The following is a 14981-nucleotide window of genomic DNA, read 5'->3' as shown; positions in this document are numbered from 1 at the left end:
GTTTTTTGCGGAACTTTATAGTTATTTACGGTGTACTTAATTAATAAGTAAGTTGCGGACTTTTTGGTAATCTGAACAAATGCTCTATCTCAGAAATTTAACTTATCATCCGACTGCCTGCCCAAATGCGATTCTCAAATCCGTCAACCTCGATTTGGCACCTCAACAATTGGGTTTGATTATTGGACCAAGTGGTTCCGGCAAAAGCACAATGCTGGAAATACTTTCAGGATTGGCTGCACCTTCCTCTGGGGGGATGTTTTGGCGGGAACAGGAACTAGTTGCCGAGCAGATGCAGCAACTAGCTGGATTGGTGTTTCAGTTTCCTGAAAGGCATTTTTGCGGTGGTACGATTTTAGAAGAATTGCGTTTAGGGCATCCGGAGATAGGAAGCGATCGCATATCGGAAGCGTTAGCCGAAGTTGGGTTAGATCATTTATCTTTAAGTGCCTCTCCCCATGACCTCAGCGGGGGACAGCAACGGCGTTTAGCCCTGGCAGTCCAATTAATTCGTCAGCCCCATTTGTTACTTTTGGATGAGCCTACAGCCGGCTTAGACTGGTCAATCCGGCAGCAATTGGTGCGTTTATTGGCAAAACTTAAACAGAATTGGACATTATTAATTGTCACCCATGATGCCGGAGACTTGTTAGCGATCGCTGATCGTTGTTGGAGTATTCAAAATGGTCATCTAGAATCTATTGATCCGACAACGCTGCAAGAAAGAACGAAAGAACCTCAACCAGCAGCGTAGTGAGGGAAAGACAACTGTATCGGTTATAATGGTTAAGATACAGTTGATTCTTCTTGTTGAGATATCAGTTTTGTAATCATCGATAATTACTTTTGTAGAATACAGTCGCCACAGGGGATTGCGATGCACTTTGCAACCAGTTCGTGGTATTGCACTCACTCTCTTGTACCGCCCACTAGAGCCTACTGATTAATTTATCGTACTCTGCATGAGTGCCAATCCAAAACCATGAAACACCCCCTTCTACCTCAACACTCAAGGCTCGATAATCTAGTCCTACTCGAACTGACCAATACCTTTTCCCAATCTTTTTGAAGTGCAAGGATGGATGAGACGGATCAGCTTTCAGAAGCTTATAACACTCGTCTGCGGTATCCTGAACGCTTTCGGGTAGAGCGTCATAACACTTCCAAAATCTTCGTGTTGCGTAATGCATTCAAATTTCCCGACAATGACCTGCTTTGAATTCAGCGATCGCTTCCTCTGCCAAAGCCTCTAATTTGCCCTCCGCTATGTCTTGCTCTAACTGCTCATCCCAACGCTGGTAATCCACATCAAAAAACCACTGTCTGAGTCGCTGAAACTCATCTGATGGAAGTGTAAGGATAGCTGCTTCAATTTGCTCAAGGGTTGACATATCAGTTTAAAATTCTTTGTTTTTGCTCACATTATAGCTTTGCAGTGAGGATCAATTCTCTATTATGCTTGGTTTCGCAAAGCCTTGATCCAACCTACGGACGAAGCGCGAGGAAGACAGTGGTACGATACCCACTGTCTTTTACTGTTTTAATAACATGGGGAAATTGGTTCCAATTCTGCTAGAACCGAATCTACTGTTTATTCTCCATGTGCAAACTTCTTTCAGGTTTGTTTTCCCCATGATCCTTCGATAAAGGAGCATCATGCAGCCAAATTGTTTGTTGTGCTACAGGAATTTTAATTCCTCCAATATCCAAAGCAATTTTTAATCGACGACGAAACTCCCTAGCTACATCCCATTGTTTCAGGGGTTGGGTTTTGATCCATACCCTTACCATTAAACCGCGATCGCCAAAGTGATCTACTCCCAAAACTTCAGGATTATCTACAATTCGGTATTTCCATGCGGGGTCTTGCTTCATATCAAAAGCGACCTTTTTAATCACTGCTAGAGCTTGATCAATATCTTCTTCATAAGCAATAGGTATACTTAAATCAGCCCGTGACCAACGGCTAGAAAGATTAGCAACAACTTTGATTTCACTATTGGGAATAGTAATTAAACGTCCCTCAGCATCTCGAAGTTGGGTTATACGTAAATTCATATTTTCGACTAACCCCCCGACATTTCCCACCGCAATCACATCACCCAAAGCATACTGGTCTTCCAATACAATTAAAAAACCGTTGATTGCGTCTTTAATCAAACTTTGAGCGGCTAAAGATACAGCAACACCCACCAAACTTGCACCTGCTAGTAAAGGAATCACATTTATTCCCACAGCAGTTAGAGCAACTATTGTACCAACTCCTGTCCAAACAATGGTGACAATACTTTTTGTGACTCCGGAAACTGTAGAAGCCCTTAATTGTAACCTTTCAGCGGTTTCGGGAGTTAATAAACTACTGCTTTTAATGAGAGCAGATGTAAAGCGGTCAATCAAAACATAACTAAAACGTACTCCCACATAGGTTAAAAGTCCTACTATTCCTAATCTTAAAGGAATCTGGGCGACGGCGGGAATGGCTATTTGTAGCCATCGAGTATAGGGCAATAAACCGAGAATAAAGTAACCTCCACTGCCCCAAATTCCGACTTGGGCAAATTGAAAAAGTCTTCGCTTGACTTCTTGGCTATTTTGGTGTTGTTTTTGATGTAGTTCGCTGGTGATGGGTTGTGTTGTTGTGGCGATCGCATTCACCGGATGAGGTTGATTTTCTTTTGAACGTCCTCTGAGGTAACAAATTCCCCAACTAATAAAAATAATACCTGCTCCTGTGGCTAAGGAAATTATCCCTTGACGAACTAAAAAACTGGGTTGTCTTTCTTGCTTGGCTGTTTGGAAACGCTGTTCTAATAAACCTTGGATTTCTTTTTCAAAGCTGTCAGTGTTGAAGTTTTGCGCTCTCATATCTTGCTCAGAGAGAGTTACCAAATACTGACCATTAATATTGATTTCCTTAGAACCATTTACGGTCTTGATTGATACATCAAGTTCGGTTTTTGGGTTCCTGAGATAATTAGTCTGGATTTTCGCCAAACTATTTTGGATGATATCTAAACGATTGGGAAGATTTTCCTTGGTAGAAGTAACTTGAAATAAAGGTTTCCCATCCAAATAAACCCAACCAGTAACGATTTCATTCTCCGAATCATTGACCTTTAGAGGTGATGTTTGTAAGTTGGGAAGGGGAAAAACTATGTTCTGGGCTGTAACTTTTGGCACTATTCCAATAGTGATGGCTTGTGCTAACCCCATTGAAATCACGGTTATTGCCACAGATTTTAAGCGCAATGGATACCTCCCATCTAACTAAAAGACCTTGAACTGCGTCGTTTTTAGGTTTGCAGATCAATCCTGTAATTGTACCTATCTAAAGTAGGGATTTTGCCTAGGTACAGATGATGAAGTAGCACAAGTACATCTGCTCAAGTCGTTAATCGGTTTCCGAAGGTGGGAAAACCAGCCAGATTTAACAAAATGTTTGTTTCTGTTGCGAAATGAGTCACCTAGGATGCAGTGGGGGGTAAACTTAACAATTAGATTAAGATGCCCTATTAAAAAAATCTATGACAACTCCCTCCATACCCTCACTACGCGAACAACAACATCCACTCATCCGCAAACTTGCCAACACCATCGAAGCTGCTTGGCAAAAGCATCTGGATTTGTCCCTGTATGGTTTACCTGAAGAATTGGGGTATGTAGAGGGCAAACTGGAGGGTGAGAAATTAATCATCGAAAACCGCTGCTATCAAACACCACAATTTCGGAAAATTCACCTGGAATTGGCAAGGGTGGGTAACATGTTGGATATTTTGCACTGTGTGATGTTCCCCCGTCCAGAATACGATTTACCAATGTTTGGTTGTGATTTGGTTGGTGGTAGGGGACAAATCAGTGCTGCGATCGCTGATCTTTCTCCGGTAAGCTTAAGACGTTCCCTACCCAAGTCCTATTTATCTCAGTTATCAGCACTAGAACCTGTAAATTTCGCTCAAACCCGCGAATTACCGCAGTGGGGAGATATTTTTTCTGATTATTGTATATTTGTGCGTCCCACGAATTTAGAGGAAGAAACTGCATTCTGCGATCGCGTTGCCAGTTTCTTGGATATACACTGTCAAAATGCCATTAATTCCCAACCTGTAACCCCCGAAGAGATGGCGGAAATAATCGCTGCACAAAAAAATTACTGCACCAAACAACAGCAAAACGACAAAACCCGTCGCGTCTTAGAAAAAGCCTTTGGTTCTGCTTGGGCTGAACACTACATGACTACGGTATTATTTGATTTACCTGAAGAAACCCCGGTAGGTGGATGTTGACAATTGTCGTTATGACAAGGGGGTAGGCAGTAAGAAGTAATGAGTAAGAAGTAATGAGTAAGAAGTAATGAGTAAGAAGTAATGAGTAAGAAGTAATGAGTAAGAAGTAATGAGTAAGAAGTAATGAGTAAGAAGTAATGAGTAAGAAGTAATGAGTAAGAAGTAATGAGTAAGAAGTAATGAGTAAGAAGTAATGAGTAAGAAGTAATGAGTAAGAAGTAATGAGTAAGAAGTAATGAGTAAGAAGTAATGAGTAAGAAGTAATGAGTAAGAAGTAATGAGTAAGAAGTAATGAGTGGCAAAAAAAGATACTTAAACCTCGTCTATCCTGAGAACTGTAGTTTTCCATTAAGACCTTGAGATTGCTTCCTTACGTCGCAATGACGGATGTAAATCGCTCAAAAACTCAGGGTTTCATCATGGACGACTTACTTATACCAATTTGAAAAACAACGCGACAGATAGATATTTGTAGAGACGTAACACTGCTACCTCTCTACCGTTGAACGTATTGCAATCATTATTTGAACTGGTATTAGATAAAGATTCCTTGTTTACTGCTTACTGCTTAGTGTTCCTTGTTCCTTGTTCCTTGTTCCTTGTTCCTTGTTCCTTGTTCCCTGATTTTAAACCAGCCGATAATCACTCAATTTGCCATTTTTCACCTGCACAACTCGACAGTCGCAGCGTCTAACTAGTTGTTCGTCGTGGGTTGTGACAATTACTGTTGTTCCTAATTGGTGTAATTTTTGCAAAATTTGGATTACCTGCCAAGAGTTATCAGGATCGAGATTTCCGGTAGGTTCATCGGCTAAAATTAGTGGAGGTGTAGCTACAATTGCCCTAGCAATACTTACGCGTTGCTGTTCTCCTCCCGAAAGCTGATCAATAAAACAATCATCTTTGGAGTGTAAACCAACTAACTTTAAAGTCGGTTCTAAGCGTCTTTGGATTTCTTTACGGGTGTATCCCCGTGCTTTTAGCACCACAGCAATATTTTCGGCTACAGTTCTTTGGGGAATCAACTTATAGTCTTGGAAAACAATCCCAATTTGTTGCCTTAAATGAGATAAGCGATCGCCTTTCAGTCGGGAGACGTTAAAATCGTTGACAATCACCTCTCCCTGAGTTGCTAACTCTTCACCATAAAGCAATTTCAGTAATGTAGATTTCCCTGAACCACTACTTCCAGTAACAAATAAAAATTCTCCTCTCTTAACCTGTAGATTACTTCCTAAGAGGGCATCACGTCCATTTGCATAGGTTTTTGTCACCTCATGCAACTGCACCATGAGGTTAGTGGACTGTTTTTCGGGGTTGACTTGACGATTCTTTTCAAGAACTGTTTGATTTGGAGTTTTCTGGTTTGTGACAACTGACATTAGCTGAATCTTGGGTTGCAAAGGCTTTATCAACTAAGAATTCCCAAGCTGTCCACGAAAGTATCACACTTTGACAACAAATTGATGAATTTACTGAGTTTTTGATGATTTTGTTTGATTATTTCCCTTTCCCTAGTCGCTGAAACTCATCCACACTTAGGGATACTATCAGTTTTTCGGCTGCAACTTCCACTAGCCAATTCCCGCTAATTTTTCCATCATTTAATATTTCCTCCGCAACAACCATACCAATTTTCCCGGCAGCATACTCAGGAACTAAGATTAAAACCTGTTCTCCCACTCGTGGAGTTTCTGGAGTATTCAAACAACTCTCCTCAACCGAAATTCATCAAAATTAACCAATAAAAATTATTTTACTAGTTTCATAACCTTGCCTTAATGTTGAGTTTAGCGCTAAATTCACCGATGAAATCTAATTTCGACAGACTTTTTCACAATCTTCTTGAAAACTATTTGGGGAGTAAAGCACCCCAAATGTTTCCGTTTCTTAAAATCTAAGTCTAATTGAATTACCTGCCCTTAACCAACGCATTACTACCTCCACATCCTGGTGTGACATCAGTATCTAAAGTCACACAGTAAGTGCTTTTGAATCCAAGCAAATCTACTCAGTTTGCCGTCGCAAGCGATCGCAATAACGATAAACTGGCGATATTCCAAATAAATGCCAACGGTAGCACCAAGGGCAACTATTTAAACTTGTTGACAAAGGAAATGGTAGAATTGGCGCAGAGTTGGTACGGCAATTGACCATACCTTCCCCCACAGCAGTTGGACGTTCACCCCAAACTCCGTGGAGACGTTCTGGTGGAACCTCTCTCTTGAGAATCAAATAATTAAATTTGCAATTAAACCTGTAAAGTAGGATAATCAGTATACCCTGTCGCCCCTCCACCGTAAAATGTCTTTGGATTTGCTTGATTTAAAGGAGCATCCAAAGCTAAACGCTGCGGCAAATCAGGATTAGAAATAAACAAAGTCCCAAAAGCCACTAAATCAGCTTGTCCAGTTGTAATTACTGCATCTGCACGGTGACGATCATAACCACCATTCACCATCAAGGTTCCATTGTAAAGCGATCGCAAATAGCTAGTAGGTAAAACTCTTCCTCCATGACGAATATCTGCTTCCACAGCTTCAAAAATGTGCAGATATGCCAAGTCAAAGGAATTCAAAGCTTCCGTCGCATAACCAAAAATGGCTGCCGGGTCAGAATCTGCAATATCATTAAAGGTGCCACTAGGAGAAAATCTCACACCTACGCGGTTTCCACCCCAAACACTGGTTACAGTTTCCGTAATTTCCAATAGGAATCTCGCACGATTTTCCACAGAACCACCATAATTATCCGTTCGTTGGTTTGTGGAATTACGTAAAAATTGATCAATTAAATAACCGTTTGCCGCATGAATTTCCACCCCATCAAAGCCCGCCGCTAAAGCATTTTCTGCACCTCGGCGATACTGTTGGATTATTTCAGCAATTTCCTCAGTTTCCAAGGCTCTTGGTGTCACATAAGGCTTCATCCCCTCGAAAGTTAGAGCCTCCCCACTAGGTTTAATAGCCGAAGGAGCCACAGGTAAAGCCCCATCCGGCTGAAAATCAGGATGGGAAATCCTGCCCACATGCCATAACTGTAAGAAAATTCTCCCCCCATGTTGATGCACTGCGTTGGTGACTAACTTCCAACCTGCCACCTGTTCTGGAGAATGGATACCTGGTGTATGGGGATACCCCTGCCCTTGGGGGCAAACTTGGGAAGCCTCAGCAATAATTAATCCGGCACTAGCACGTTGAGCATAGTAGGTAGCATTTAGCTCATGGGGGACATTCCCCTCACCCGCCCTTTGTCTGGTCAACGGTGCCATTATCACCCGGTTAGGCAGCTCTAATTTAGCTAACTTGTAAGGGGCAAACAAATTTACATCAGTCGTATTCATATTCACACCTCTGGAGGAAATAAGTTAGGAGGGAAGCACAATTAATATTGCTTTCAAGCCATTTTGCTATGTTGATTTTTCTTGACTTCAAATAGATATCATATTCCCAAATGCTTTCAGACAAAGAGTTTGGGCTGAGTGAAGATGTATTGGATGCAAGAGAAAACCCCTCTTACTTTTGGCTTGAACCATAGACAGCATAGTTCCCTCCAAGTCAAATCAAAATCTTTCTTTAGGTATGGATTTTGCCATCAGCCACAAATTTCTAATTTCCAATTACCCAATACTTATTAACTTTGTTATAAATACTGTGATAAAGTTTTAGATAAAGTTGTTTTTGGCACTGCGCCGACAACCGTATCTACCTGACGACCGCCTTTGAATACCATCAGTGTGGGAATACTGCGAATCCCATAATGGCTAGCAACCGTAGGATTCTGATCAGTATTCAGCTTTACCACTTTCACCTGTCCCTCGTACTCGACAGCAACTTCATCTACTACAGGGGAAAGCATCCGACAAGGACCACACCAGGGTGCCCAAAAATCTACTAATACTGGTATTTCACTTTCCATGACTTCCTGCTTAAATGTGGCTTCTGTAACATGAGTAACGGATGACATATCTCAAGTACCTCTAAAATTCATTTGTTCGGTTTTATCGAATAAATAAAATATAGTCCCTTTTGTTAGATAATGCAAGTATGAGATTTTTGTATCACCCAGACCGGAAAGACATGACCTTAGCAGGTGTATTATACGCCTTTGGCGACCCAGTTCGCCTCGAAATCGTGCGACAATTGGCAACAATTGGTGAGCAATGTTGCGCTGGATTTGATTTTGCGATCGCAAAATCAACAATGTCCAACCATTTCAAGATTTTGCGCGAATCTGGAGTAGTTTTGACCAGAAAAGAAGGAACACAACACATCAACACTTTGCGACGAGATGATTTGGAAATATTATTCCCAGGTTTGCTAGATGCGGTGTTACGTTCAGCACAACCATTGCCGATTTGTACTGAAGAGGCACCAGAAGTCCCGGTTTTAGTCAGTAACTAAAGGGTAAAATAGTTAACCAATTAACTTCTAAGTAAGCAATCAGTAATGGGAAAATCCATTACATACCTGATGGTGAAATTCTTTTCATGTGGACTACTTAGGCAAAGACGACAGCTTAGTAGCTTTAGTCGGCTTCAGTATGTTTAATTAAACTTCAATCTGTGTCTATTTATAGGCTAAATCTGATGTAAATATATTTTACCCTTAAGGTAGTTCAAATTTTTGACCAAAATTCATGCTTTAGTATCATTGATGAAATTGCTTTCAGCAGTAATATACCCAGAATCAATGATTAATTAAGCAGTCAATAATAACTAGCTACGAGAAAAATCTGTCTTATTGAGCTTTTCTCATAGCTTAGGGTGCATCTTATCAAAAAAACGATGATTTTTGAATGGCAAAAAAATTAACTTGACGATATCTAAATCCTGATTATATTCAAACAATCCTAATTGAATTTTTTCAGGATATCTTGGATAGCGGTAAGATTTAAATACTCTATCCCAGATAGTAAAAAAGCTGGCATAATTGGATTGACTATCTTTGATTGATTGCGAATGATGTAAGCGGTGGTAGTTGGGAGTTACAATCAAATAGCTTAGATATTTATCTAACTTCCAGGGTATTGACCAATTACTATGATGGAAAATTAATCCCACCGACAAAATTACCTCATAAAATAGTAAATAATTAGGTTTAATTCCCAAAAACCAAATTAACAATAACTTAGGTAAACCTGACATTAAAACTTCGATTGGATGGAATTTATAAGCGGTAGATGTATTCATTGACATCTCCACATGATGAACTTGATGAAATCGCCATCCTAATGGAAAAATATGTATTAAACGATGCCACCAATACATATATAAATCTAAAACTAAAAAAGATATTACCGCTGCTACCCAAGGTAATTGAATCCAGTTTAGTAAACCATACCAAGAATTTTGCTGCCAAATCCAATTGAGTAAAACTACTAGAGAAAAGTTACTCAAAGTGATGTTAATTATCGCTAATAGTAAGTTAGGGTAAGTTCTTTGGGAAAAGCTAGACCTAAATTTAAAAAACGGGAAAGTATTTTCGAGGCTGATAAATAATAAAATACTAATTATGAGTGTTAAATCTGGCAAATCCATATTTATTAATGATTTTGACTAAGATTTCGGCATAGTTGGCTCAATTTTTGTTCTCCATTCCCGGATTCCTCCTTGAAGATTAATTCCGGAAATTCCAGCTTGATTAAGTAATTTTAAAGCTTTAGCTGAACGCACACCCGCTGAACAATAGAGAATTATTTTCTGATTTTTAGCTATCGATTTTACTTTTTGAATTCCTGTACCTTGTTGAATATCTGCCAGAGGTATATTTACAGCATCCGAAATTTTGGTAATTTGATATTCTTGGGGGGTGCGAACATCTACAATTATAAAATTGGTTGCAAAATTATTAGCTTGACTATCAATAAAACTTTTTAAACTTTCCACAGTTATTTGAAAAATTTGAGTAGCTTCAGATGAATCACCAAAAAATTCCACCTCTGGAAATGTACTTAAGGTAAGGTTAAATTCTATATTCGCAAATAAGAATAAACTGACTCCAAATAAAAGCCACTTTTTTAATTTACTCAATTTTGGCATCGATATATGATTGATATAACTTTTTCTCATGACTAAGTTTAGCTCCAAAAGTTGAAAATCAGAATTCGGACAATATAGAATTTATACTTGTTCGTAACTATAACTATTATTCAGCTATGCAACCAGAGCGAATTCAGCCTCAAACAGGACAAGAATCAGTATGGGATTACCCCCGTCCACCACGTCTTGAGGACACAAGTAAACACATTAAGATTATATTCAACGGTGTTGCGATCGCTGAAACAAACAAAGCCAAGCGGGTACTAGAAACCAGTCATCCCCCAGTATATTATTTACCTCCCGAAGATATCAAAATGGAATATCTAATTCCAGTACCCCAATCGAGTTTTTGCGAGTGGAAAGGAAATGCGGGATATTACACCCTACGTGTGGGTGACAAAGAAGTTCAGAAAATTGCTTGGTACTATCCCAACCCGACACCTAATTTTGCCTCCATCAAAAATTATGTCGCATTTTACGCACACCCAATGGACGCTTGTTATGTCGATGGGGAATTAGTGACACCCCAACCCGGTAATTTTTATGGAGGTTGGATTACCCAAGATATCCTCGGACCTTTCAAAGGTATTCCAGGTAGCTGGGGATGGTAATAAATAATTACCTAATTTCAAAAATAACAAAACCCAGTACCTTGAAGATGCCGGGTTTATGTCTTGTTCAGAAGTTATTTAGAAGTACATACCCAGAATCACAGATTTTGAGTTGTTTGTTGTTGTTTCTTTTTCAATCCTGCACCAATAGCTCCAGCAATGAAAATAGCAGCTAAAGTATTGGATTCAGGAACTTTGCCCTTTGGTTTTGGTGAATTACTAACCATATTTTAAATTTCGACCTATCACCCTAAATAAGCTTTCTTCACCCGCTCATCAGTAATTAACTCTGAAGAAATACCTGTTAATGTCATCACACCCGCTTCTAATACATAAGCTCTATCAGCAATTTTTAATGCCAAATTTGCATTTTGTTCTACTAATAAAATAGTCATCCCTGTAACCCGCAAATCTCGAATAATATTGAATATTTCCTTAACGATTGCAGGTGCTAAACCCAAACTTGGCTCATCTAATAGTAACAGTTTGGGTCGGCTCATCAAAGCACGAGCAATTGCCAACATTTGTTGTTCACCACCGCTTAATGTTCCTGCTAGTTGATGACGACGTTCAGCTAATCGAGGAAATAATTCAAACTGCTGTTTAATATCACTTTGAATTCCCGCTTTATCTGAGCGGACAAAAGCACCAAGTAGCAAGTTATCATAAACGCTTTGCTTTGCTAAAACTCTTCTACCTTCGGGTGAATGGGCAATTCCTAATTTCACAACTTCATGTACTTGACGATGGGTAATATTATGTCCGTTGAAAATAATTTGCCCTAACTTCGGATTTATAACCTTAGAAATAGCACGGAGGGTAGTAGTTTTACCTGCACCATTCGCACCTAACAAAGTTACAACTTCACCCTTATTAATATATAAGTTTATATCTTTCAGGGCTTTGATTCCGCCATAATTAACATCAAGACGATTTATTTCTAATAGTTTAAAGTCGGTAATCATAATTGAACTTTCAAAACAATATTATTAATAGTTATCAAGCAACATTGAAGAATCTGTAAGAGATAATTTTAAAAAACTTGGATTTACTCATTTCCCAAATATGCTTCAATGACAGCGGGATCGTTTTTCACCACTGCGGGTTCCCCCAAAGCGATGAGTTGTCCAAAGTCTAAAACAGCTATGCGATCGCATAATCCCATAACTAAGGGTACATGGTGTTCAATTAGAATCATCGTCAGGTTAAATAAAGCGCGAATTTCCCGAAGAAAATCACTCAATTCCTTCTTTTCACTGGGGTTCATCCCTGCTGCTGGTTCATCCAATAATAATATTTGCGGTTCCAATGCTAAAGCACGCGCTATCTCTAAGCGTCTTTGATTCCCATAGGAAAAATTCTTAGCCTGTTCATTAATCCGTTCTGATAAACCTACCAATTCTAACAATTCTAAAGCTTTTTGTCGGCTTTTTCTTTCCTCACTGGGTGCAGGATGAATCCCAAAAATTCCATTCAGTAGATTACTTTTAGTATGTAAATATCTACCGATAATTACATTCTCTACTGCCGAAAGTTCACCAAATAAACGAATATTTTGAAAAGTTCGAGCAATACCTAAACTGGCAATTTCATGTGATTGGAGACGAGAAATATCTTGATTGTGGTAAATCAAATTTCCGGCAGATGGAGAGATAAAGCCTGTAATCAAATTAAACAAAGTAGTCTTACCAGCACCATTTGGACCAATCAAACCAAATATTTCATCTTTTCTTACGTCAAAAGAAACACTATTAACTGCAATCAATCCACCGAAATTTCTACTAATTTTTTTTGCTTCTAAAATAGTTTTACTATGTTTGATGGTATCTTGATCTTCCATTTTTAAATCTCTATTCAAAAGAAGTTATATTTCTAATTAATGATGTTTGTGTTTTTGAAACAAAGCAAAATCGTCAAAACATCAAGAATGTGATTTATACTTGTCCCGTTTTCGTAATAACTTAATTTTCTGTAAAAGTTTAGGTGTAATTAATCCTTGTGGGAAAAATATCGTGCCGATCACAATTAGGAAACCAAAAACAATAAATCTACCATCTCGGAAAAATTGAGATAACCAAGTAGGTAAACCATCTATATTGGCTAAATCTCTTAACAATTCCGGCAAATAGGTAAAAACTATTCCTCCAACTACCGAACCCCAAACAGTTCTCGAACCACCAATTAACACAAAAGTTAAGTAAGTAATGCTACTATCAAAAGTACCTTGACGAGAGTTCCAAGTATTAGTAAAGTGGGCGCTAACTGCACCAACAACACCAGCCAAAATAGCACCTAAAACAAAAGCCAAAACTTTATAATATGTAGGATTAATTCCCATTGCTCCTGCTGCTAATTCATCTTCACGAATAGCAACAAAAGCTTTACCAACTCGCACCCGTTCTAGACGATAAATTAAGATGGTAGCGATCACTAATAATGGCAAAGTAATCCAAAGATATTCGATGGGACTAGAAAAAGGTTGAGGAATTGTGGGAATTCCGGTAGCACCACCAGTTATACTGATATTTAGAGCTATTACACGCAAAACCTCCACAAAAGCAATAGTAGCGATCGCTAAATAGATCCCACGCAGTCGCAGAACAGGAATCCCCACCGCAATCCCCAGCAAACCCGATAAAACTCCCGCAATCAACATTTCTAGTAGTAGCAGCGGAATTGGAAACAACCCCTCACTCACAAAAACCTTTGTCGATAAAATTGCCGCAACATAACCACCCAAAGCATAAAAACCTGGACTTGCCAAAGACAATTGTCCAGCCATTATTGGTAAATATAGCGATAGTCCCAAAAGCGACCCCAGTACCATCGACACAATTAACGAACCGTATGCCGCAAAAAAAGTATCCATCTGAATATAGTTTTTGGATTATCTATTCTGTGGATTATGGCATGAACCAGAGGACACGGGAAGTTGATGTATGTACATAAATAAATATCTTCCTGATTTATACAGCATATTTCAGATAAATTAGGTACACAACCACGTAGAGACGCGATACATCGCGTCTCTCTGTGATCAAATATGATGCTTATTTCACAAATTGAGCATCGATAAATTACTTCTGCAAGTTACCTGCATGTAATCCACACTCTTTCTGAGTCGCTTCCTCCCACCACCAACGTCCTTCCCGTTCATGTTGATTGGGCAATGTAGCTTTAGTGCAAGGTTCACAACCAATACTCACAAAACCCCTTTCATGCAAAGGATTATAAGGTACACCCAAAGCGCGAATATATTCCCAAACCTCAGATGAAGACCAATTTGCCAAAGGATTAAACTTAATCAATTGATGTTCTGGTGTCGAAAAAGCTGTATCCACCTCAATGACAGGAATACTATTTCTAGTTCCCGGACTTTGATCTTTGCGTTGTCCAGTAATCCATGCGTCAAGGGTATTTAATTTACGACGTAATGGTCTAACTTTCCGTACACCACAGCATTCTTTGTGACCATCTTGATAAAAGCTAAACATTCCTTTTTCTTCCACCAAAGCCTGAACTTCAGCAGCATCAGGAAACATCACCTCTAATTTAATCCCATAATGCTCTCTTACTCGATCCAAAAATTGATAGGTTTCAGGATGCAACCTTCCAGTATCGAGTGTAAAAACACGGAAGTTCTTAGTAATTTTTGAAGCAATATCAACTAAAACTACATCCTCAGCACCGCTAAAGGAAATCGAAATATTATCAAATGTTTCTAAAGCAAGTTTCAGAATTTCCTTTGGTGTTTTCTGACTATATTCAGCTTCTAAACCAGCAATATTTAAATCTGTGTGGGTAGCAACCATGTTTAAATTTTCTCCTCTCTTTCACCCTGAATTTTACCTAATTTAGGGTGTTATTGCTTAAACATATTTAATAAAGTCTAAGCAAATTTAATTTAAACCTGCTACGGACAAAAAAAGGCAGCATTCAGTTTTGGCAAATAACCCATCAGCCTAGAAACCTGATGGGATAAGGAGATTCTAGCCCACGAATTTTGGCTCTGGTCGTGTAGCGATACCCTTCTAGGGTGTTTCTTCC

19 protein-coding genes are annotated in these 14981 nt (G+C 39.1%); 4 read left to right on the top strand and 15 right to left on the bottom strand.

Annotation, left to right across the window (positions count from 1 at the left end; genetic code table 11):
- The first annotated feature begins 79 nt into the window (after window positions 1–79).
- The gene (locus tag CAL6303_RS09040; protein WP_015197541.1) at window positions 80–754 is read left to right on the top strand and encodes an ABC transporter ATP-binding protein; all 675 of its coding nucleotides are present in this window, start codon (window positions 80–82) and stop codon (window positions 752–754) included.
- A 175-nt stretch (window positions 755–929) separates the two neighbouring features.
- Here CAL6303_RS09040 and CAL6303_RS31050 read toward each other — a convergent pair whose 3' ends face one another.
- From CAL6303_RS31050 to CAL6303_RS09025, 3 genes are all read right to left on the bottom strand, one after another.
- Window positions 930–1190 carry a hypothetical protein gene (locus CAL6303_RS31050; RefSeq protein WP_015197540.1) on the bottom strand — a complete coding sequence of 87 codons (261 nt, stop codon included), beginning with the start codon at window positions 1188–1190 and terminating at the stop codon, window positions 930–932.
- Window positions 1191–1391 carry a hypothetical protein gene (locus CAL6303_RS09030; protein ID WP_015197539.1) on the bottom strand — a complete coding sequence of 67 codons (201 nt, stop codon included), beginning with the start codon at window positions 1389–1391 and terminating at the stop codon, window positions 1191–1193. It abuts the gene before it with no gap.
- Between the two features lie 193 nt (window positions 1392–1584).
- A complete protein-coding gene (locus CAL6303_RS09025) occupies window positions 1585–3249 on the bottom strand; it encodes a mechanosensitive ion channel family protein (RefSeq protein ID WP_015197538.1) in 1665 nt (554 codons plus the stop codon).
- A gap of 275 nt (window positions 3250–3524) precedes the next feature.
- Here CAL6303_RS09025 and CAL6303_RS09020 point away from each other — a divergent pair, with 275 nt between their 5' ends.
- Window positions 3525–4283, top strand: coding sequence for a phycocyanobilin:ferredoxin oxidoreductase (locus tag CAL6303_RS09020; RefSeq protein ID WP_015197537.1), 759 nt, complete (start codon window positions 3525–3527; stop codon window positions 4281–4283).
- 626 nt (window positions 4284–4909) lie between these two features.
- Here CAL6303_RS09020 and ftsE read toward each other — a convergent pair.
- The 5 genes from ftsE to trxA form a co-directional block, all read right to left on the bottom strand.
- Window positions 4910–5665 (bottom strand): cell division ATP-binding protein FtsE, encoded by a 756-nt coding sequence (ftsE, locus tag CAL6303_RS09015; RefSeq protein WP_015197535.1) that lies wholly within the window; start codon window positions 5663–5665, stop codon window positions 4910–4912.
- 118 nt (window positions 5666–5783) lie between these two features.
- Window positions 5784–5990 carry a hypothetical protein gene (locus tag CAL6303_RS09010; RefSeq protein ID WP_015197534.1) on the bottom strand — a complete coding sequence of 69 codons (207 nt, stop codon included), beginning with the start codon at window positions 5988–5990 and terminating at the stop codon, window positions 5784–5786.
- Window positions 5991–6290: 300 nt separating this feature from the next.
- Window positions 6291–6518 carry a hypothetical protein gene (locus CAL6303_RS29840; RefSeq protein WP_144051016.1) on the bottom strand — a complete coding sequence of 76 codons (228 nt, stop codon included), beginning with the start codon at window positions 6516–6518 and terminating at the stop codon, window positions 6291–6293.
- A gap of 16 nt (window positions 6519–6534) precedes the next feature.
- Window positions 6535–7626 carry an alkene reductase gene (locus CAL6303_RS09005; RefSeq protein WP_015197533.1) on the bottom strand — a complete coding sequence of 364 codons (1092 nt, stop codon included), beginning with the start codon at window positions 7624–7626 and terminating at the stop codon, window positions 6535–6537.
- A 299-nt stretch (window positions 7627–7925) separates the two neighbouring features.
- Window positions 7926–8249: a thioredoxin gene (gene trxA / locus CAL6303_RS09000; protein WP_015197532.1), complete on the bottom strand. Its 324-nt coding sequence runs from the start codon at window positions 8247–8249 to the stop codon at window positions 7926–7928.
- Between the two features lie 80 nt (window positions 8250–8329).
- On the opposite strand from trxA, the gene CAL6303_RS08995 reads away from it, so the two are divergent.
- On the top strand, window positions 8330–8686 hold the full coding sequence (locus CAL6303_RS08995; RefSeq protein ID WP_015197531.1) for an ArsR/SmtB family transcription factor: 357 nt from the start codon (window positions 8330–8332) through the stop codon (window positions 8684–8686).
- Between the two features lie 350 nt (window positions 8687–9036).
- On the opposite strand, the gene CAL6303_RS08990 is transcribed toward CAL6303_RS08995, so the two are convergent.
- Entirely contained in the window at window positions 9037–9822 is a 786-nt protein-coding gene (locus tag CAL6303_RS08990; protein WP_015197530.1) for a sterol desaturase family protein, read from the bottom strand.
- 18 nt (window positions 9823–9840) lie between these two features.
- Window positions 9841–10353: a rhodanese-like domain-containing protein gene (locus CAL6303_RS08985; RefSeq protein ID WP_083866298.1), complete on the bottom strand. Its 513-nt coding sequence runs from the start codon at window positions 10351–10353 to the stop codon at window positions 9841–9843.
- An 86-nt stretch (window positions 10354–10439) separates the two neighbouring features.
- Between CAL6303_RS08985 and CAL6303_RS08980 the strand changes: the two genes are divergently transcribed.
- Entirely contained in the window at window positions 10440–10934 is a 495-nt protein-coding gene (locus CAL6303_RS08980; RefSeq protein WP_015197529.1) for a DUF427 domain-containing protein, read from the top strand.
- A gap of 98 nt (window positions 10935–11032) precedes the next feature.
- On the opposite strand, the gene CAL6303_RS29080 is transcribed toward CAL6303_RS08980, so the two are convergent.
- The 5 genes from CAL6303_RS29080 to CAL6303_RS08960 form a co-directional block, all read right to left on the bottom strand.
- Window positions 11033–11161 (bottom strand): PEP-CTERM sorting domain-containing protein, encoded by a 129-nt coding sequence (locus CAL6303_RS29080; RefSeq protein WP_015197528.1) that lies wholly within the window; start codon window positions 11159–11161, stop codon window positions 11033–11035.
- Window positions 11162–11179: 18 nt separating this feature from the next.
- On the bottom strand, window positions 11180–11899 hold the full coding sequence (locus CAL6303_RS08975; RefSeq protein WP_015197527.1) for an ABC transporter ATP-binding protein: 720 nt from the start codon (window positions 11897–11899) through the stop codon (window positions 11180–11182).
- A gap of 83 nt (window positions 11900–11982) precedes the next feature.
- Window positions 11983–12774 carry an ABC transporter ATP-binding protein gene (locus CAL6303_RS08970; RefSeq protein WP_015197526.1) on the bottom strand — a complete coding sequence of 264 codons (792 nt, stop codon included), beginning with the start codon at window positions 12772–12774 and terminating at the stop codon, window positions 11983–11985.
- Window positions 12775–12855: 81 nt separating this feature from the next.
- On the bottom strand, window positions 12856–13803 hold the full coding sequence (locus CAL6303_RS08965) for a branched-chain amino acid ABC transporter permease (protein ID WP_015197525.1): 948 nt from the start codon (window positions 13801–13803) through the stop codon (window positions 12856–12858).
- Between the two features lie 208 nt (window positions 13804–14011).
- Window positions 14012–14746 (bottom strand): phosphoadenylyl-sulfate reductase, encoded by a 735-nt coding sequence (locus CAL6303_RS08960; RefSeq protein WP_015197524.1) that lies wholly within the window; start codon window positions 14744–14746, stop codon window positions 14012–14014.
- Window positions 14747–14981 lie beyond the last annotated feature (235 nt).

Origin of the sequence: Calothrix sp. PCC 6303, from assembly GCF_000317435.1 — a bacterium.
In the GTDB taxonomy this organism is placed as follows: Bacteria; Cyanobacteriota; Cyanobacteriia; order Cyanobacteriales; family Nostocaceae; genus PCC-6303.
This window is presented reverse-complemented; position numbering and strand designations above follow the sequence as displayed.